Annotated in this window: 16 protein-coding genes; 8 read left to right on the top strand and 8 right to left on the bottom strand. The window is 72.3% G+C overall.

From position 1 onward, the window contains the following. Positions 1–175 precede the first annotated feature (175 nt). Positions 176–1,744: an N-acetylmuramoyl-L-alanine amidase gene (locus ABEB03_RS24460; protein ID WP_345653319.1), complete on the top strand. Its 1,569-nt coding sequence runs from the start codon at positions 176–178 to the stop codon at positions 1,742–1,744. A gap of 150 nt (positions 1,745–1,894) precedes the next feature. Here the strand turns inward: ABEB03_RS24460 and ABEB03_RS24465 are convergent, their stop codons facing one another. Together ABEB03_RS24465 and ABEB03_RS24470 are read right to left on the bottom strand one after the other, a co-directional pair. Further along, positions 1,895–2,032, bottom strand: coding sequence for a hypothetical protein (locus tag ABEB03_RS24465; protein ID WP_345653322.1), 138 nt, complete (start codon positions 2,030–2,032; stop codon positions 1,895–1,897). Between the two features lie 55 nt (positions 2,033–2,087). Then, a complete protein-coding gene (locus ABEB03_RS24470; protein ID WP_345654739.1) occupies positions 2,088–2,870 on the bottom strand; it encodes a helix-turn-helix transcriptional regulator in 783 nt (260 codons plus the stop codon). Positions 2,871–3,358: 488 nt separating this feature from the next. Between ABEB03_RS24470 and ABEB03_RS24475 the strand changes: the two genes are divergently transcribed. After that, a complete protein-coding gene (locus ABEB03_RS24475; RefSeq protein ID WP_345653325.1) occupies positions 3,359–4,219 on the top strand; it encodes a fructosamine kinase family protein in 861 nt (286 codons plus the stop codon). Positions 4,220–4,330: 111 nt separating this feature from the next. On the opposite strand, the gene ABEB03_RS24480 is transcribed toward ABEB03_RS24475, so the two are convergent. Then, positions 4,331–6,502 (bottom strand): TerD family protein, encoded by a 2,172-nt coding sequence (locus tag ABEB03_RS24480; protein WP_345653328.1) that lies wholly within the window; start codon positions 6,500–6,502, stop codon positions 4,331–4,333. A gap of 104 nt (positions 6,503–6,606) precedes the next feature. Beyond that, a complete protein-coding gene (locus ABEB03_RS24485; RefSeq protein WP_345653331.1) occupies positions 6,607–8,085 on the bottom strand; it encodes a glutamate-cysteine ligase family protein in 1,479 nt (492 codons plus the stop codon). Positions 8,086–8,454: 369 nt separating this feature from the next. Between ABEB03_RS24485 and ABEB03_RS24490 the strand changes: the two genes are divergently transcribed. Together ABEB03_RS24490 and ABEB03_RS24495 are read left to right on the top strand one after the other, a co-directional pair. After that, a complete protein-coding gene (locus ABEB03_RS24490) occupies positions 8,455–9,267 on the top strand; it encodes a GntR family transcriptional regulator (protein ID WP_345653335.1) in 813 nt (270 codons plus the stop codon). 32 nt (positions 9,268–9,299) lie between these two features. After that, positions 9,300–10,577, top strand: coding sequence for an MFS transporter (locus tag ABEB03_RS24495; protein ID WP_345653338.1), 1,278 nt, complete (start codon positions 9,300–9,302; stop codon positions 10,575–10,577). 285 nt (positions 10,578–10,862) lie between these two features. Here the strand turns inward: ABEB03_RS24495 and ABEB03_RS24500 are convergent, their stop codons facing one another. Continuing rightward, positions 10,863–11,396 (bottom strand): MarR family winged helix-turn-helix transcriptional regulator, encoded by a 534-nt coding sequence (locus tag ABEB03_RS24500; RefSeq protein ID WP_345653341.1) that lies wholly within the window; start codon positions 11,394–11,396, stop codon positions 10,863–10,865. Positions 11,397–11,457: 61 nt separating this feature from the next. Here ABEB03_RS24500 and ABEB03_RS24505 point away from each other — a divergent pair, with 61 nt between their 5' ends. Further along, positions 11,458–12,702 (top strand): MFS transporter, encoded by a 1,245-nt coding sequence (locus tag ABEB03_RS24505; RefSeq protein WP_345653344.1) that lies wholly within the window; start codon positions 11,458–11,460, stop codon positions 12,700–12,702. 82 nt (positions 12,703–12,784) lie between these two features. Here the strand turns inward: ABEB03_RS24505 and ABEB03_RS24510 are convergent, their stop codons facing one another. Further along, entirely contained in the window at positions 12,785–13,462 is a 678-nt protein-coding gene (locus ABEB03_RS24510) for an adenosylcobinamide amidohydrolase (protein ID WP_345653347.1), read from the bottom strand. A 189-nt stretch (positions 13,463–13,651) separates the two neighbouring features. Here ABEB03_RS24510 and ABEB03_RS24515 point away from each other — a divergent pair, with 189 nt between their 5' ends. Beyond that, a complete protein-coding gene (locus ABEB03_RS24515; protein ID WP_345653350.1) occupies positions 13,652–14,389 on the top strand; it encodes a YoaK family protein in 738 nt (245 codons plus the stop codon). A 100-nt stretch (positions 14,390–14,489) separates the two neighbouring features. On the opposite strand, the gene ABEB03_RS24520 is transcribed toward ABEB03_RS24515, so the two are convergent. Both ABEB03_RS24520 and ABEB03_RS24525 read right to left on the bottom strand, forming a co-directional pair. After that, positions 14,490–15,884, bottom strand: a complete 1,395-nt coding sequence (locus ABEB03_RS24520; protein ID WP_345653352.1) for an alkaline phosphatase PhoX — start codon at positions 15,882–15,884, stop codon at positions 14,490–14,492. Positions 15,885–16,022: 138 nt separating this feature from the next. Beyond that, entirely contained in the window at positions 16,023–16,364 is a 342-nt protein-coding gene (locus ABEB03_RS24525; protein WP_345653355.1) for a VOC family protein, read from the bottom strand. 177 nt (positions 16,365–16,541) lie between these two features. Here ABEB03_RS24525 and ABEB03_RS24530 point away from each other — a divergent pair, with 177 nt between their 5' ends. Both ABEB03_RS24530 and ABEB03_RS24535 read left to right on the top strand, forming a co-directional pair. Further along, on the top strand, positions 16,542–16,712 hold the full coding sequence (locus tag ABEB03_RS24530) for a hypothetical protein (RefSeq protein WP_345653358.1): 171 nt from the start codon (positions 16,542–16,544) through the stop codon (positions 16,710–16,712). A gap of 233 nt (positions 16,713–16,945) precedes the next feature. Further along, positions 16,946–19,021, top strand: a complete 2,076-nt coding sequence (locus tag ABEB03_RS24535; RefSeq protein WP_345653361.1) for an ATP-binding SpoIIE family protein phosphatase — start codon at positions 16,946–16,948, stop codon at positions 19,019–19,021. Positions 19,022–19,027 lie beyond the last annotated feature (6 nt).

The following is a 19,027-nucleotide window of genomic DNA, read 5'->3' on the forward strand; positions in this document are numbered from 1 at the left end:
GGGGCCGGGCACCCCACCTGAGGTGCCCGGCCCCGGCCGGCGACGCCCGTGATCAGGCCGCCCTGCCTCGCGCCCGGCGCCCGTGATCAGGCCACCCCGCGTCACCTCACCCGCCCGGGCAGGCCATCTCGCCCCGAGGCCCGAAGCCACAGTCCAGCCCCCGGAGGCCCCACCGATGTTCCGCAGATCCCCCCGCGTGCCCCTGGGCCGCGCAGCCCTGTCCGGTCTGGGCGTCCTCGCCGTGCTGGTCGCCGCCGTGCAGCCCGCCGATGCCGCGCCCCCCTCCGCCGGCTCACCGGCCCCGGGCCCCGTCAGCCACGCCTTCAGCAGCGCGGCGGCCGAGTACGGGGTGCCGCGCGACCTCCTGATCGCCACCGGATACGGCGAGACCCACCTCGACGACCACGCCGGCCGGCCGAGTCAGGCAGGCGGCTACGGGGTGATGCACCTGGTGAGCAACCCCGACCGGCACACCCTTGAGCTGGCGTCCCGGCTGACCGGTGTCGCGCCCCGCAGGCTGCGCACGGACACCGCGGCCAACATCCGCGGTGCCGCGGCCGTCCTGCGCGCCTACGCCGACGACGCCGGGCTCAGCCGGGCCGAACGGCGCGACACCGACGCGTGGTACCCCCTGGTGGCCCGGTACGGGGGCGCTGCCGACGCCTCCGGGGCGCGGCTCTACGCCGACACCGTCTACACCTACCTGGCCGAGGGTCTGACCGCCCGCACCCAGGACGGCGACACACTGACCGTCCCCGCCCGCCCCGTCGCACCCGAACGCGGCCGCTACGGGAGCGCCGCGGCATCGGAGGTCCAGAGCCCCGACTACCCGTCGGCCCTGTGGGTCCCGGCCGACCCCGCCAACTACGCCGTCGGCCGCTCGGCATCGATCAGCAAGGTCGTCATACACGTCACCCAGGGCTCGTACGCGGGGACGATCAGCTGGTTCCAGAACCCGGCGTCCCAGGTCAGCGCCCACTACGTGGTGCGCTCCTCCGACGGCCGGATCACCCAGACGGTCCGCGACAAGGACACCGCCTGGCACGCCCGTTCGGGCAACGCGTCCGGTATCGGCATCGAGCACGAGGGGTACATCGACGATCCGAGCTGGTTCACGGACACGATGTACCGCTCCTCCGCGACGCTGACGGCGTTCCTCTGCAACCGCTACGGGATCCCCAAGGACCGCGCCCACATCGTCGGACACTCCGAGGTGCCCGGCAACGACCATACGGACCCGGGGCCGAACTGGAACTGGACCTACTACATGCAGCTGGTCGGCGGCAGCACCGGAGACGGCGGCGTCCAGCTGACCTTCCCGGCCTACGACACCCTGCGTTCCGGCTCCTCCGGTCCCCAGGTGTCGGCGGCGCAGTGGCTGCTCGACCAGCAGGGATTCGACGCGGGCACCGTGGACGGCAGTTTCGGGTCGAGGACGGCCGCCGCCGTGACCGCCTTCCAGCGGGACCGCGGCCTCGGCACCGACGGAGTCGTGGGCGCCCACACCTGGACCGCGCTGCACGCCGCCGGCAGCACCCCGGCGCTCCGCCAGGGCAGCACGGGCTCCGCCGTCCAGCGTCTCCAGAGGGCCCTCACCGCCGCCCTGGGACGCACCGTCTCCGCGGACGGCGAGTTCGGACCGGCGACCGACCAGGCCGTCCGGGACTACCAGAGCAGTCGCGCCCTGGACGCCGACGGTCAGGTCGGGCCCGCGACCTGGAGCGCCCTGCAAACCGGACGCTGATCGCCGGGCGGGCCGGGCGGCAGCCGGGGCGGACGCCCGCTCCGGCGTCGCCCCGGCTCCGCGCCGCCCGGGACCGCGGGGCCGTCCACCCGCTCGCCGGGCCGGCAGCGGGGCTCCGTCCGTCCCTGCTGAACTCCGCTTTTCCTGGGCCTAGTTGTCGAAACAGGCCACCAGGCGGACGTTCTCCGCGCCGTGGCGCTTCGCCAGGGTGCGCATCACCGTCCACACGTCACCCCGGTCCTCGTCCCGCAGCACCTGCCGCCGGGTGAACCGGTCCTCGGTGTCCACCGCGCTCTGTTGGGGAGTTCCCGTGGGCGTGATCCTCACATCCGGCGCGCGTGTCTCACCAGCGGTTTTCCACTGCGTAGCGGGTGCCGACGAGGCCGAGTCGCTGCGCGCGGAGCACCGTGCTGATGCGGTCGCGAGTGCCCAGTTTGCGGTAGATGTTCTCGATGTGCTTGTGCACCGTGCGTTCGGAGATGCCGAGGCGGCGGCCGATGGCCGACGCCGTGAGGGCGTCGACGAGCAGGAGCAGAACGGTCGTCTCGCGGGGTGTCAGGGCACCGGCCGCGGAGGGCGCGCCGCACGGGCCCGCGGAGGCGTCCGGGACGGCCAGCCGCTGCCAGCTCTCCAGCAGTTGCCGTTGCTCGTCCACCGCCGCCAGCAGCGGCTGGAGTTGACGGGCGACACGGACCTGGTCGTCGGTGAAGTCCGCACCGGAGCGGTAGATGAGACACCCCGTGACGGGGGTCTTCGACCGCGGCAGTGGAATCGCCAGCACGTGATCGAGGTCCATGATCTCGCCGAGGAGGCCGGCGGTCCGGCTCGCGGACCATGCGCGTCCCGCAGCCCGACGCGCCGTGACGGGCTCCCGGTCGTCCCCGGTCCCGTAGTGCTGCGCGAACGGGTAACCCGCGCGCAGCAGACCGAGGGCCTCGTCCCCGAGCCGGTCGAACTCCGCGGCGACACCGGGTGACAGACCGAGCGTCCCGCTGCTCTCGTTCCAGTCGTCGAGCTTGTAGATCAGTGTGTCCCCACCGAGCAGTCGCGGCAACGCGTCCGCCAGCAGCGGCCAGAGGCGGTCGGGTTCGCGTTCGTGGAGTGCCGCCACGGCCAGCGACACCATGCGTTCGTAGGCTCCGTCCAGCCCGTTCGCCACGTGTCCTCTCCGCTCGTCGACGTACGCAGTTCTGCCCATACCGGAGCGGCCACCGCTGCTCCAGACTTCAACCGGGCAACACCGAAGTCACGGATGTACTCCAGCACATCGCAGCTCCGGCACCTGCGGCGGGGTTCAACAGGCCAGGCGGGGAGGTCTGTTGGACCCCTGCTTCCGGTGTGCCCGGCAGACTCCGTGCGGGCCGCCGGCACGGGGGAGCGGCGGCCCGCACGGTGCGTGCCCTTCGCGAAGTGCGGCGGCCGGTACGGTGGCGTACCCGTACGGAGGTGCGGTGCGTGTCCTTCCGGGAGTGCCGCGGCCGGTGTGCCTGGGTGCGGTGCATCCGGCCCCGTCGAACGTGGGCTGTGCGGGCCGCGGCGATACGCTCGGTGCGACCACGGAAGGTTGCCCATGAACGCAGTCCCGCGTCCTGCCCCGTCGGCCCCGGTGCGCCCATGACCGCCGAGGGGCCGAGCGCCGCGGTGGCACGGATCACCGGGCGGCCGGTGACCGGCGAACACCGGCTCTCGGCGACGCTCGCCGAAGTCACCCTCGACGGCGGGCAGTCGGTGATGGCCAAGCTCGGTGACGGTCCCGGCGCGGTGCGGGCGGAGGCGGCCGGACTGCGATGGCTGAGCGAGGCGGGCACGGTGCCGGTCCCGACGGTCCGTGGCCACGACCAGCGGTGGCTGGTGACCGACCGGGTTCCGCCCGGCCGCCCGGACGCCGCGGCGGCGGCCCGCTTCGGTACGGCCCTGGCCGCGCTGCACGCGGCCGGCGCGCCCGCGTTCGGCGCCGCACCCCCCGGCGGACCGCGCGACGCGTACATCGGTCGCGCCCCGATGCGCAACGCCACCGGCACCGACTGGCCCGCCTGGTACGCCGAACACCGGGTGCTGCCCTACCTGCGTCGTGCGGTCGACGACGGCTCGGTCCGCGTGACGGAAGCCGCCGTCGTCGAACGCGTCGCGGAACGGCTGCCCGAACTCGCGGGTCCCGCCGAGCCACCCGCCAGGCTGCACGGTGACCTGTGGAGCGGCAATGTGCTGTGGGGCGCCGACGGGGACGCCTGGCTGATCGACCCGGCCGCACACGGCGGCCACCGTGAGACCGATCTGGCGATGCTCCAGCTCTTCGGATGCCCGCACCTGGACCAGGTGCTGGGCGCCTATCAGGAGGCGGCGCCGCTCGCCGAGGGCTGGGCGGACCGGGTGGGACTGCACCAGCTCTTCCCGCTGCTGGTGCACGCGGTGCTCTTCGGCCGTGGCTACGCCGAGCAGGCCCTCGCCGTGGCACGGGCGGCGTCCGCGGGCTGATCCGCGGGCGCCGCCCGGCACGACGTCGAGGGCGAGGAGAGCGAAGGGACTATTTCAAGGAGTTTTGAGAAGGAAGCCCCTTCATGGCCTCGCCGTGATCAACGCTAGCAGTCAGTCCGGGATCAGGTCGCGCAGATTTTCGGGAGTGATGACCCGGGAGCCTCGGTGCAGGCCGTCGGGGCGCTCCAGGCCGACGAAGGTGACGGGGCCGTCGGGGACCGCGGTGCCGTCCCACGTCGTCACCGTCGTGGCGCCTTCGGCCATCAGGCCGGTGAGGTACCGGACCGTGAGCTGGTCGCGCTCGACGATGCCACGCAGCAGTGTCGCGACCGACACGCGATTCTCCTCGACCCGGTTGGCCGACGGAGTGCCCCTCAGGTACAGATGCAGCCACTTGGCGTGCCAGCGGCCGTCACTCCCGCGCCGGAAGGCCAGCGGCAGCGCGACCCGGCCGGGACCGCGCAGCTCGGACTTCATCCGCACGGTCCGCGGCTCGAACGGACGGCCCCGCTGTTCCGCGTCGCGCAGCATGAACCCGAAGAACGACTCCTCGACCTCCTCGAAGCCCTCGCCCGAGAAGATGTTGACCTGCGGCACGATGCAGCTGCCGCGCGCGGCACCGAGACGCAGGTCGATGAACTCCGAGGCACCGTCGGGTGCTTCGGTGATGTCCCCCGAGTGCTCGCCCTCGACGTCGCTGAGGGCGGTGTACGACAGCCAGGTGACGGTCCGGTACGCGTCGTCCAGCAGCAGTGCCGACAGGTCGTAGTCGGTGTCGTGCGCGGCCTGTTTCCAATACACGAAGAAGCGCAGGAGCTCGCCGTCGACGTGGGAGACGGAGCCGCGGGGCAGTACGCCGAAGCCGCCGGCGGTCGCCCGGCCGCTGAGCGGGAGGGCGACATCGAGCACGTCCGGATCGATCAACAGGTGACCAGGGTCGGGGAGTCGGCGACGCATCTCGGCGTCGAGCGCGTCGATCAGGCGACCGCGCTCCGGCGGGAGCACGGGGGGACGGGAGTCGGCGGTGACCCAGGCGCTGCCGAGCCGGTTGACGAAGACCCGGCGCTCGCCGGTGTCCCCGGCACGGTTGTGGAAGTGCTCGCGCACCGACAGCACGACTCGTCCGGAGACCAGCGGGACGACCTCTTCCGCCGTGGCCACGACGGCCTCGCGCTCCTCCTGGGTGAGGGCGAGGCGCAGCAGGCGGTCCAGGGAGCGGAACAGCTTTCCGGGGGCGGACTTCAGCAACCGGGTCGCCCCCGTCACGTCGTTCATGCCCAGCAGTTCCTCGACATGACTGTCGAAGGACCGAGCCTCCTTCTCGCCCCGCGCGACGGCGAACACCTCGGCCGCGTACGGCAGGCGCGGGTACTCGTGCGGATGGAGGCGCTCGCCGAGGCGCTTGAAGGCCTCGCGATGCGCGTGGACGTCGGCGAGCTTGGCGGGCGCCGCCGCGACGACGGAGTCGAGTCCGGCGAGCAGGGCGCGCCGGACAGGGCGGGACAGTCCCCTGAAGCGGGTCGGTTCTCGCAGGGTCACGTCGCCGTCCGACAGGGCGCAGGCCAGGCGAAGCACGTCCGTGACGGTGTCCAGGAGCAGATCGGCACCGACGCCGAGACGGGCCCGGTTGACGACGGCACGGCTCTCCCGGATCGGGATCGCCTCGGGCTGCGGGCCGTCGGCGCAGAGCTCGGCCAGGGTGCGCAGGTCGCCGAGGTCGTCGTCGTTCAGTGGTGTGGTGCTGCCCGCCAGCGCCAGGTACAGGGCGGTGACCTCGTCGTCCAGGCCGTCGCCCAGGTGCAGCACGGTCACGCGGTCACCGGCCGCGGCGATCAGCTCGTCGTGGGCGGCGAGCATCTCCTCGTACGTGTGCCGGTAGGTGCCGTACGAGGGCAGGGTGAGCAGGTTCAGCACACCGTCCCGGAGCTGGGCGAGGGTGCCCGCACGTGAGGTGTCGTCGTCCAGCGCCTCGGCGACACACCGCATCCAGAAGTCGAAGGTGTCGGGCACGTTGGCCGGGAAGTCGATGAAGTAGACGTTGTGCCGCACGTGGTCGCCGACCATTTCGCGGACGGTGCCGAGTGTGCGTACGGCGTTGTCGACCACGGTGCCCACGGTCCGTTGCGACAGGTGTGCCAGCAGGTCCGCCGAGAGTTTGAAGCCGACGGACAGCAAGGCGGCGTCGAACTGCCGTGCCGCGACGGCGCCTTCCCCGGTGGGACCTGCCGGGAAAGGGATGCGGTGGGTGTGCCGGACGACCAGCGACTCAGGACTCAGCGCCATTCCGGCATGTTCGCAGAGCCGTGTGAGCCGGCGCACCGGGGTTTTCGGGTGTGCCACCGGCTCGGCGGACTCCGGCTCCGCGGGTCTGCCCGGCGCGCCCTGCGTCAGTCGACCGGCCAGGTGTGGACCGGGGCGTTGAGGTGCATGTAGTCGATGTACATCTGCGTCATCCGGCGCAGGGCCTCATGCCGGCCCGAACGGGCGGACGCCTCGATGCGGTGGCACATCTCCTTCTGCCAGACCGCCCCGTTGCGGCCGGCCACGCACCGCTGCTCGATGATGCCGAGCAGCGGCTCGCGCCAGGACTCGTCCATGCCGGAGTGCTCCAGTCCCCGGTGCGCCAGTGGCAGCAGACGGCGCAGGACGAGCTCGGGGACCGGGACCTCGCCCATCCCCGGCCAGTACAGCCGTGCGTCGATGCCGTGCCGCGCCGCCGTGTGCAGATTGTCCTCGGCGGCCGAGAAGGACATCCGCGACCACACCGGCCGGTCCTCCTCGACCAGGGCGCGGGTGAGCCCGTAGTAGAAGGCGCCGTTGGCGAGAGTGTCCGCGACGGTCGGGCCGGCGGGCAGCACACGGTTCTCCACGCGCACATGCGGGAGGTCGTGGGCGATGGCGTAGACGGGCCGGTTCCAGCGGTAGATCGTGCCGTTGTGCAGGGTGAGCTCGGCCAGTTCGGGGACGTCGCCGCGGTCCAGCGTCTGCGCGGGGTCCTGCTCGTCGCACAGGGGCAACAGGGCCGGGAAGTAGCGCAGGTTCTCCTCGAAGAGGTCGAAGACGCTGTTGATCCAGCGCTCGCCGAACCACACTCGGGGGCGCACTCCTTGCACCTTGATCTCCTGCGGGCGGGTGTCGGTGGCCTGCTCGAACAGCGGGATGCGGGTCTCGTGCCACAGTTCCTTGCCCAGCAGGAACGGCGAGTTGGCCGCCACCGCGACCTGGACCCCGGCGATGGCCTGCGCCGCGTTCCAGTAGTCGGCGAACTCCTCGGGGGACACCTGGAGATGGAACTGGGTGCTGGTGCACGCCGCCTCCGGAGTGATCGTGTCCGAGTAGGTCCGCAGCCGGTCGACACCGTCCACCTCGATCAGCAGGTCCTCTCCCCGGGCGGCGAAGACCTGGTCGTTGATCAGCCGGTAGCGGGCGTTCTCCGACAGGGCGGCCTCGCCGACGTCCTGCTCCCTCAGCGTGGGAAGGATCCCGACCATGATCAGGTTCGTGCCGACCGACTTGGCACGTTCGTCCGCGTGGTTCAGCGCGTCGCGGATCTCGGACTCCCAGGCATCGGGGCCGCCCGCCGTCAGATGGCGGGGCGGGACGTTGATCTCCAGGTTGAAGCGGCCCAGCTCGGTGGACCAGGCGGGATCGGTGATCGCCTCGAGCACGTCGCTGTTGCGCATCGCCGGTTCCGCCGTGTCGTCGACCAGGTTCAGTTCGATCTCCAGTCCGACCTGGGGCCGCTCGGCCTCGAACCGCTCGTCGCGCAGCATCTGCGCGAACGCGTCGAGGCACTCGTGCATCTTGATCCGATACCGGCGGCGGTCCTCGCGGGTGAAGACCAGCGCCGGGACGTCCCGTCCCATCGGCCCTCCCGGCTTTCCCCTCCTCGGACACCTCTCCTTTCAAGCGTCGCACCACCGGCCGACCCCGACCAGGCGAGACGGATATCGCCGTCGGGCGCGGCCCCGCTGTCGCGGGCAGGTGTGCGGCCCGAGGACGCACGGCCACGAGCGCACCTGAGGTCCGCCGAGATCCGCCCGGGCCGGGGCAGGCCGCGTCGTCCCAGCTCAGGGTGGCCCCTCCCGCGTTCGATCAAGCCGCTGGCAGGTCGCCCCGTAGCCGCCCGAGCGCCCTGCGTATTGCTGCTCCAGTAGCTTTCACGCGGTGCAGTAGCTTTCCAACGCCGCCTGGAACGCCCAGGTGTGGCCCGGTCGAGCAGCGGAGAGTCGCACATGCCCAGAGAGGCGCCGTACCTTGCAGTGGCCGACGCGCTGAGCGCGCGGATTCTCGCGGGGGAGTGGGGGGCCGGAGAGCGTCTGCCGTCCCGGGCCCGACTCGCCGAGGAGTACGGCGTGGGGCGCAACGTCACGCAGCGGGCCGTGGACCACTTGATCGTCAAGGGCCTCCTCGAAGGGCGTGCGGGCTCGGGCACCTTCGTGTGCGTGCCGCGCGAACGTCTGCTGATGGTGCGTTCGCGGCACCGCGAACGACGGGGCGACACCCCCACCCTCGTCGGCGTGGAGGAGCGGGGCAGGGCCGGCGCCTGGGACACGCAGAGCCAGGTGCGTGTTCCCGCCCCCGAGGCGATCGCCGAGCGGCTCGCCATCGGCACCGGCGGTCTCTGCGTCCGCACGCACTACGAGTTCCTCGCCGACGGGCACCCCGTCCAGCTCTCCGACTCCTGGGAACCGATGGCGATCACGGGCGGAACGCCCGTCGTGCTGCCCGAGGCGGGCCCCCTCGCGGGCAAGGGGGTGGTGGCGCGGATGCGCTCCATCGGCGTGGAGGTCGAGACCGTGGTCGAGGTGCCGCGCCCGGCTCGGGCGACTCAGGAGCAGGCGAACCTCCTGGGGATCGGCGTCGGGGACCTGGTGCTCCGGATCGAGCGGACCCTCTACGACACCGGCGGACGCCCGGTGGAGACAGCCGACATGGTCATTCCGGACGCCCGCCGGGAGGTGGCCTACGAGTTCGGGATCGACCGGCGCCAACTGCCGGTGCCACGCGGCCACTTCTCGCGGCCGACACCGGACGACGGCAGGTGAGCCCCTTGTCCTCCTCTGCCGGTGGTGGGCTCTTGCGCGATCCGGACTTCGGGCGGCTGTTCGCCGCCACCGCGATCGGCCAGCTGGGCGATCGCATCATCTTCCTGGCGTTGCCGCTGGTCGCGATCGTGGCCCTGCACGCCGACGAGTTCCGGGTCGGGCTGCTCACCGCCATGACCACGGCGGGCTCGCTCCTGGTCGGGCTCCCGGCGGGCGCCTGGGTGGACCGCATGCGCAAGCGCTCGGTGATGGTGGGCACCGATCTCGTGAGGGCGCTGGTCCTGCTGACGGTACCGACGGCGTGGTGGGCGGGTCTCCTGACGATCTGGTGGCTGTACGCGGTGGCCCTGGTCCACGGCGTGCTGACGGTGTTCTTCGACGTGGCGTACGTCAGCTACCTGCCGCACCTGGTGGGGCGCGGCACACTCGTGGAGGGCAACTCGAAACTCTCGGCGGTACGGTCGGTGACCAGCATCAGCGGGCCGGCGCTGGCGGGCCCGCTGGTCGGCCTGGTGGGCGCGCCCGCGACGCTTCTGGCGAGCTCGGCCGCAATGGCCGCGTCGGGGCTCCTCGCGACCGGTATCCGCAAGCGCGAACGGAAGCCGGAGGCGAGCGAACACCCGCCTCTGCGCCGGGACATCAAGGAGGGACTGAAGTTCGTCCTCGGACATCCCGTGCTGCGCGCCACCATTCTGGGGGACGCGATCTTCAACCTCTTCCTGGTCATGTACCAGGCCATGCTGCTGGTCTTCCTGGAGCGGGAGATCGGCCTCGGGTCCTACGGGATCGGGCTCGTCCTGTCGGGCATGGGATGCGGTGCCCTGCTGGGCGCGCTGCTGGCGACCAGGCTCTCCGAACGGGTCGGACAGGGGCCGGTCATCTGGCTGGCGCCGCTGGTCACTTGTCCGACGACGGCCCTGATGCCCCTCGCGCGACCTGGTTGGAGCCTGTGCGTGGCGGCGGCAGGACTCGCGGCTCTCTCGCTGGGCGGAGTGGTCCGGGTGGTGGCTCAGTCGAGCCTCCAGCAGGGCCTCACCCCGGATCGGCTCCTGGGCCGGATGAGCGCGACAGCCCGGTTCGTGTCGTGGGGCGGCCTTCCGCTGGGCGGGGTCCTGGGCGGAGCCTCGGGCGCGGTGTTCGGAGCGAGGGCCACGCTCGGTATCGGCGCCGTGGGCATGACGCTGAGCATGCTCCCGTGCTTCCTCTCGCCGCTTCGTACGCTGCGCGAGCTGCCCGACGACGAGGCAACCGACGCGGACCGCAGGGCGGGGGGTTCGCACCGGCCGAGCGCCTCACCGGCGTCGGGGTGACCGAGGCGCTGTGGGGCGGAGTCCGGGTACCGGACGGGCGAGGTGCCCGAGCAGCCCGCCGAGGAGCGGGAGAAGGCCGTCATCGACATCACGGACGCGCACGGGAAGCGGACCTGCGTCGAGACACGTCGGGATCGGCTGGGAGCCGGTGGCCGACCGCCGGGCGCGGTCGGCATCAGTGCCGAGCCCGTCGGCGACCGCAGGGCGGGCCGGGGACACGGTCGCCGGAGAAGGCGACGTGCGGAGACGGAACGCGGACCACGCGGCGACCGCCCCGGCCGCGGCTCAGCCGTCCGCGGACCCCCCGCCCGCCGTTTCGACGCTGAGCGTCATCTTCTTCAACAGCGCGGCCAGGGTGGCCCGTTCGTCGGCGTCGAGGACGTGCACCACCTCGTCCTCGGACCGTCCGCGCCCGTGCATCGCCTTGCGCCACAGGTCCACGCCGGCCTCGGTCACCTCGATCTCGACGCGGCGCCGGTCGTCCGGTGAGGGCTTGCGCCGGATCCAGCCCGCCTTCTCCAGCGCGTCGATCCGTCCGGTCATCCCGGCGTTGCTGATGCCGAGGTCCCCGGCCAGCCGCGTCGGGCTGGCACGGCCCGGGGTGTCCCGGATCATCAGCATGTGCAGGGTGACGTACTCGTACTCCTGGAGGCCGAGTTCGGACAGCGCCGCCTGCGAGGCCAGTTTCCAGTGCCGGACCAGCCGCTGGCAGCGGGTCACGATCGCCTCTACGTCGTCCTCGAACCCCACGTCGATCCAGTGGTCGCGCCACCGGGCGACGTGTCGGTCGGTCCAGTCCTGGGGCTCCTTGTCGGCCATGGTCCTACTCTAGCGAATATTACGTTGACGAATAATTCGCCAGCGAAGTAATCTCCGCGGCATGTCCACCACCACCGCCGCAGCTACGTCGCCCGCCGTCGGGCGGTTCACGCCGCTGCGGCACTCCAACTTCCGTCTGCTGGTCACCGGCACCGCCACCAGCGCCCTGGGCAACGCCATCACGCCGATCGCGCTCGCCTTCGCGGTGCTCGACCTCGGTGGCTCGGCCGCCCAACTGGGCATCGTGGTCGCGGCGTACGCGGCCGCGGAGGTCGTGACCGCCCTGTTCGGCGGGGTGCTGGGCGACCGGGTGAAGCGACAGCTGATGCTGGAGGGCTCCTCGGCCGCGTGCGTGCTCACACAAGGGCTCGTCGCCGTGCTGGTGATCGGCGGGTGGGCCACGGTGCCCCTGCTCGCGGTGATCGGCGCGGTCAACGGATGCCTCGGCGCACTGGCCCAGCCCTCCTCGTCGGCGATGACCCGCGCCACCGTGCCCGAGACGCTGCTCGGCCCTGCGGTCGCGCTGCGCTCGCTGTTGCAGACCTCGGCCCAGGTGATCGGCTTCGCCGTCGGCGGAGTCCTGGTCGCGGCCGTCGGCGCGGGGTGGGCGATAGCGGTCGACGCGGCGACCTTCGCGGTGGCGGCGTACTGCTTCTCCCGGCTGACCGTCCCCCAGACGCGTGCCGAGGGTGCGCGCGGCGCGATCCTCGCGGACCTGGGAGAAGGGCTCCGCGAGGTGCTGCGCCACCGGTGGCTGGTCCTGCTGCTCGTGCAGGCACTGCTCTACCACCTCTTCTTCGGCGGTGCGCAGTCCGTGCTCGGGCCGATCGTGGTCGGCGAGGACATCGGCCGCTCCGCCTGGGGTTTCTCGATGGGCGCGATGATGGTCGGCTTTGTGGTCGGCGGACTCGTCTGCCTGCGCTGGCGACCGCGCCGCGCGCTGCTCGCCGGAACCCTGCTGCTCTCGCTCACCGCGGCGTTCCCCCTGGCGATGGCCGTGCACCCGACCTTGGTGCTCGTACTCGCCGGCGCGTTCGTCCACGGGTTCGGGCTCCAGATCTTCGACGTGTTCTGGCAGCTGTCGATCCAGGAGAACGTCCCCGAGGACAAGCTGGCCCGGGTCTACTCCTTCGACATGGTGGGCTCGTTCGTGGCCCGCCCGGTCGGCCTGCTGCTCACCGGTCCGATCGCCACCGCCGTCGGCCTGCACGCCTGGCTGGTCGTGGTCGCCGCGGTGATGGGCGGGTCCGCGCTGCTCTCGACCCTCCTGCGCGACGTACGCCGGCTCGAACGGAAGGACGCCTGAGCGCACCCCGGCGGGGCGAGGCGCCTCGTACGCTCCCGCGACGGCAACTGCCGTGCGGGCACGGGCCGGTCGGGCGTGGGTGTCAGGGCATGGCCGCGGTGCGTACGGCGCCGTGCACGGCTCGGGCGAGGCGGGCGCCCCACAGGGAACGCGGCCCGGCGAAGGAGTGGACGTCCTCGCCGGGGCGGGCGACGCGCACGGCGACGCAGACGGCGTCGGTGGGAGTGCCGGAGCAGTCGTAGCCGGCGTCGAGAAGGGCCTGCACCTTGGCTTCGGTGGCGGTCGCCACGGCGTTGACCAGCGCGGCGTCGGTCAGCGGTACCGGCAGCGCCACCACGATGTTGATCGTGCCCGGCCGGTCGGGCACCGGTGTGCCCCCGGCGGGGGAGGCGGCCCACCCGCGGACCCCTAGCCCGGCGGTGGCGACCGCCTCGGCGCCACCGTCGTCCGCGCGGCCGTGGCCGGTGACGTCGGCCGCCGTCATCAGACCGACTCCCGGGCCGTGCGCGCCCGCCTCACGGGCCAGGTCGGCCAGGTGCCGTTCGGGGTCGGTGCGCCGGTAGCCGTGGGAGACCTGGGCGTTGAGGACCCAGGCGCGCTCCCCGATGCCTCCACCGAGCACGGCGCTGCTGATCATCCGCCAGCCGGCGCCCGCCCGCCAGAGGAGGGCGTGCAGCCGCTCGCCCTCTTCGACCCGGTCGAGCTGTTGCAGGGCCCGCAGGCCGGTGGCGGTACGGGGAGGCGGGACGACGGCGGTCACCGGGCGGAACTCCTAGTGGTACGGGGACCGGGTGATCGTACCCGGACACCCCCGTACCGCTCCGGCGGCACGGGTCCCCCGGAGGTCCCGCTCGCCGGCGGCCTCAACCGGACGTCCATTGGCGGCACGTCGGTCGCGTGTCGGCCCCGGCACCCGCCGATGAGGAGCCGCCATGCCGAGACTGACCCCATGCGCGAAGAATCCGTACCACCGGAGTCGGCCGACCGACGCGAACGTCAGCAGATCGTCGTCATGGCGACGCTCACCGTCCTGGCGGGCGCGGTCGACGCGGTCAGCTTCCTCACGATGGGACACGTCTTCACCGCGCTCGCCACGGGAAACCTGCTGTTCCTGGCCTTCGCCGTCGCCGAGGCGGGACAGCTGCCGGTGGCGCGCCCGGCCTTCGCCCTGATCGCCTTCGCGCTGGGGGCCGCCGTCGGAGGGCTGGGCACGAGCCGGCTCGTCGCCCGCCACCGGCACTGGTTCGCCGTGGCTCTCGTCGTCGAAGGGGCACTCCTCGCGCTCGCCGGCGCGGCAGCGCTGTGGCGCCACGGCTACGGGTCACTGACCGCGCACCCGGACATGCTCGTCATCGTCATCGTGGCCTTCACCATGGGCCTGCGCGCGGACACCGCCGTGCGTGCGGCCGTCCCCGGCATGCCGACCCTGCTCATCCAGATGTCGCTGGTCCGCCTCATCCTCGACTTCGCGGCACCGGCACCCGCGACTCCGCACCGGCACATGACGCGTCTCCGTTTCGTCGCGACCGTCGCCGGCATCTTCGTCGGCGGCGTGCTCGGCACGCTCATGACGCCCTGGGGGACGGGCCGGGCACTGCTCGTCATCGCCGCCGCGGTCCTCGTCATCGCGTTGCTCTACGTCCTTCTGCCGCGCTATCGCCTGCTCGCGTCCGAGCTCGTCGGCTGAGCAGGCCGCACGGGAATCGACCGCCACCCGCCACCGCGATCGTCACAGTGACGACCGCGGTGGCGGGCCGGAGCGGATGCGGGATCAGGCGGACGCGAACCTAGCCGCGCCAGGGCCCCGTGACCGCGAAGGTCGTCCCGGGCGTGTAGCAGTTCACGTACATCGTCCCGCCGTCCGGCGAGAACGTGACGCCCGCGAACTCGCCCCACTCCGGCGCCTGCGGGGTGCCGATGTTCTGGGCGCCCCGCGCCATGGCGTACACCTCGCCGCGTCGCGTCACCCCGAACACGTGCTGCGCGCCGTTGCCGTCCTCGCAGACCATGAGCCCGCCGCTCGGGGCGAGACAGATGTTGTCGGGGGACTCGCCGGGGAGCTGTACGTCGGTGCCGGGCCCGAAGACGATGACGAGGGTGAGGCGGCGGGCCGACGGGTCGTAGCGCCAGATCTGACCGAAGTGGTCGGCGGCCGAGCCGTCCGCGCTGCGGGCGAAGGAGGAGACGAAGTACACGCACGAGCCGCCCCAGTAGCAGCCCTCCAGCTTCTGCGCGTGCGTGATGCCCTTCGGACCGAAGTCCTGGAGGCGGACGGGCGTCCGGGTGGCGAGCGGGTCCGGTACGTCCACCCACTCGATGCCGTCGAAGGCCGCGCCCGGCTCCTGTACGGAGGAGAGGTCCGGTACGCCGGGAACGCGCATCGCCTGGAGCCGACCTCCCGCCCGCAGTGAACCCGTGCCGCCGTGCGGCTTGGCGGGCAGGAAGCGGTAGAAGAGGCCGAACGGTTTGAGGAAAGCGTCCTCCGTCTCGTAGACGATGCCTAGCTTGGGGTCGACGGCGATCGCCTCGTGCTGGAAACGCCCCATCGCGGTGAGCGGTACGGCTCCGGTGCGGTGCGGATCCGCGGGGTCGACCTCGAAGATGAAGCCGTGGTCCTTGGTGTAGCCGTTGGTGCCGGCCTGGTCCTCGGTCTCCTCACAGGTCAGCCAGGTGCCCCAAGGCGTGGGCCCACCGGCGCAGTTGACGGCCGTGCCGGCGATGGCGACGCGCTCCGCGAGCACCTCTCCGTGCCGGTCCAGCGTCAGGGACGTACAACCGCCCTTGCCCATCGGGTCGTAGGTGAGACCCTCGACGGTCGGGACCGGGATCGTCGCGGTGACGCGGTTCTCGTGGTTGCGGACCAGGTGGACGCGGCCGTGACGGTCGCCGGGACGTGCGGCGAACGCGGCCATGCCGTCGTGATTGCTGGGCACCGGGCCCTCGCCGGAGCGGAGCTGGTCTCCTTCGCGGGACAGGACCCGGTAGCGGAATCCTTTCGGCAGGTCGAGCAGGCCGTTCGGATCGGGGATCAGCGGGCCGTACCCGCGGTGGCCGAGGCTCTGCGCGGCGGCGGTGCCCGCGAAGAGTTCGGAGAGGTCACCGGCGAAGGCGATCGACGCGCTCAACGCGGCGGTGCGGGCGAAGACTTGACGTCGTGTCGCCGTGCGGCCGTTTTCGGGCATGGGGCAACCTTCCTGCTGGCGGACAGGAGTGTGACCCGCTTGTGTGTATCACGTGGCCGGAGTTGCCGGAACCACTCGCGTCATACCTGCCACTCGTGGCGCACCGGCCGGTCCGGGGGATGCACGGGCACGCACGTGTCACACCGGGGCGCCGCCGAACCCGATCTCGTTCCCGTCGGGATCCCGGTAGGTGACCTTGCGGACGCCGTTGGCGTAGGTCTCGCGGTTCATGGGTTCAAGGCCGCGCTCGGAGATACTGGCGACGCGGGTGTCGAGGTCGTCGACGAACAGCGTGTGCATGGCGTGGCCGGCGTGTCCGGGCCGCAGCTCGATGTACACGTAGCGGTGTTCCGCCAGCTCCCACACGGCTTCCCGGTCGTTCGGGATCAGTGTCGGCGGGAAGCCGAGCAGCCGCCCGTACCAGGTGAGCGCCGATTCGTAGTCGTTGACCGAGATGCCTGCGAACAGTTCGACGGACATGACGCCATAGTAGTTCCGGCCGCACCGTCGCACGCCGTACCGCTCGCCGCCCGTCATGTGCCGCAACGCCGTGTCACGAGTGTCCCGGCGGGGCCCGTCGCGAGGCCCGCGGGCGAGGGATCCCGGCTGATCCGCTCCGGCGACCGCTCTGTACATTCCGTGGCGAGGGGGTGTGGGGTGGCCGACCGGAACTGGGACGACGACACCGAATACCGCCGGGCCGTGAAGCGGTCCCGGCTCATGGTGGCGGTCGCCTCGTGCTGCTCGCTGGTGGTCGTCGGGCTCGTCCTCCTCGCCGTCGTCGGCGCGGGTGCCTTCGTGGCGCTGGTGGACGTGCTCGCGAGGTAGCCCGCCGTGCCCGTCGGAGACTCGCACATGAGCGTGGCAGGGCGCTGTCAGTGGTCTCCGGCGGACGTGTCGGCGGTCTCCGGCGGACACAAGGCCTTGATCATGAGGTGGGCGCCGATGCCGGTGGGGCCGACGCCGGTCGGAGATATCCGGGCGACCGGCGTACCGTCGTCAGTGTGGAGCCCCCGGCCGACGGCCTTCTGTCACGTGCGGCGCACGAGCTCGGATCAAAGGTGGACGAGCTGACAGCCGACGTGGAGCAATGCCTGCGGCGCGAACTTCCCGCGTTGTGGGAGGACCCGGACGTGGCGCGGATGGTCTCGGCGAACATCATCGACCACGTACGCGCCTCGTTGTTCGCCCTGGAGACCTCCGTCGAGTCGAGCCGCCTCGAACCGCCGGCCGCCGACGCGGAGCGGGCGCGCCGGCTGGCCCGCTACGGCATGCCCCTCAGCACGACACTGCGGGCCCTCCGACTGGGGCAGCGGATCGTCAACGACAGGCTGCTCGCCGAGATCCCCCGGCTCACCCGCGATCCGGTGCAGGTCGCCGCGGCGGCGCGCCAGCTGGTCGAGCTGTCGACGACGTACGTGGACCGCGCCGCGGAGCAGGGCGCCGCGGCGTTCCGGGAGGAGCGGGACCGTCGGCTGCGGTGGCGGCTGACCATGGTGAACGAGGCGAGCATGCGCATCGGGACCACGCTCGACATCGCCCGCACCACGCAGGAACTGGCGGACTTCGCCACGGGGCGCTTCGCCGACCTCGTCACCGTCGACCTGCTCGACGCCGCGCTCAGCGGGCAGGACACCGTGCCGCCGGGCCCGCTGGACCTGCGCCGGACCGCTGAGGGCCCGGTCACCAGGGCCGGGCCCCGGTCGGGCATCGCGCCGCAGCAGCACCACACCTGCCCTGACGGATCGCCGACGGCCTACGCCCTCGCCACCGGGCGCCCCTGTCGGCACCACATGGACCGGCCGGGCGACCCCCGGCGGTTCCACTCGACGCTGGTGGTGCCGCTGAAGGCGCGGGGCGCCATCCTGGGCGTCGCCGAGTTCTTCCGCTACAGCAATCCCGTCCGCTACGACGACGAGGATCTGCTGCTGGCCCAGGAGATCGCCGCCAGGGCCGCGGTCGCCGTCGACAACGCCCGCCGCTACACGAACGCCCGCGCGACCGCCCTCACCCTCCAGCGCAGCCTGCTCCCGCGCCACGCGCCGCAGCAGTCGGCCGCGGAGGTCGCCTACCGCTACCTGCCGGCCGGTTCCGAGGCCGGGGTGGGCGGCGACTGGTACGACGTCATCCCGCTGTCCGGCGCCCGGGTGGCCCTCGTGGTGGGCGACGTGGTCGGCCACGGCATCCGCGCGGCCGCCACCATGGGCCGGCTGCGCACGGCCGTACGCACCCTGGCGCACATCGACCTCCCGCCCGACGAGCTCCTCACCCATCTCGACGACGTCGTGCTCCACCTGTCGGCCGAAGCCTCCACCGACCCGGACGCGGAGGAGGCCGAAGGCGACATCGGGGCGACCTGCCTGTACGCGGTCTACGACCCGGTCGCCCGCCGCTGCACCCTTGCCCGCGCGGGGCACGTGCCGCCGGCGGTGGTGGTCCGGGACGGGAAGGCGGACGTGCTGGACCTGCCTCCTGGCCCGCCGCTCGGACTGGGCGGTCTGCCGTTCGAGACCCTGGAGGTCGAGCTGCCCGAAGGCAGCCTGATCGCCCTGTACACCGACGGTCTGATCGAGGGCCGCGACCACGACGCCGACGGGGGACTGGCCACGCTGCGGCGGACGCTCGTGCAGCCGGATCCCTTCCTGGAGAGCATCTGCGACAGAGTGCTGGAAGCCCTGCTGCCCGACCGGCCCGACGACGACGTCGCCCTGCTTCTCGCGCGCACCCACGTCCTGGGGGCCGACCGGGTCGCCTCCTGGGATCTGGAGGCCGACCCCGCGGTCGTCGCGCGGGCCCGTTCGGAGGTGTCCCGGCAGTTGCGGGAGTGGGGGCTGGCGGAGCTCGACTTCACCGCCGAGCTGGTGGTCAGCGAACTGGTCACCAACGCGATCCGGTACGGCCTGCCCCCGATCGGCCTGCGCCTGATCCATGACGGCACGCTCTTGTGCGAGGTGTCCGACGCCGGCAGCACCACACCGCATCTGCGCCGGGCACGGACCTTCGACGAGGGCGGGCGTGGCCTGCTGCTGGTCGCCCAGCTCGCCGAGCAGTGGGGGACCCGTCATGCCCGGCGCGGCAAGACGGTCTGGGCCGAGCTGAACACGTCCACCGAGTTCCCGGTGCACGTCTTCGAATAGGCGGGG

The organism is Streptomyces siamensis (assembly GCF_039543605.1).
GTDB lineage: Bacteria > Actinomycetota > Actinomycetes > Streptomycetales > Streptomycetaceae > Streptomyces > Streptomyces siamensis.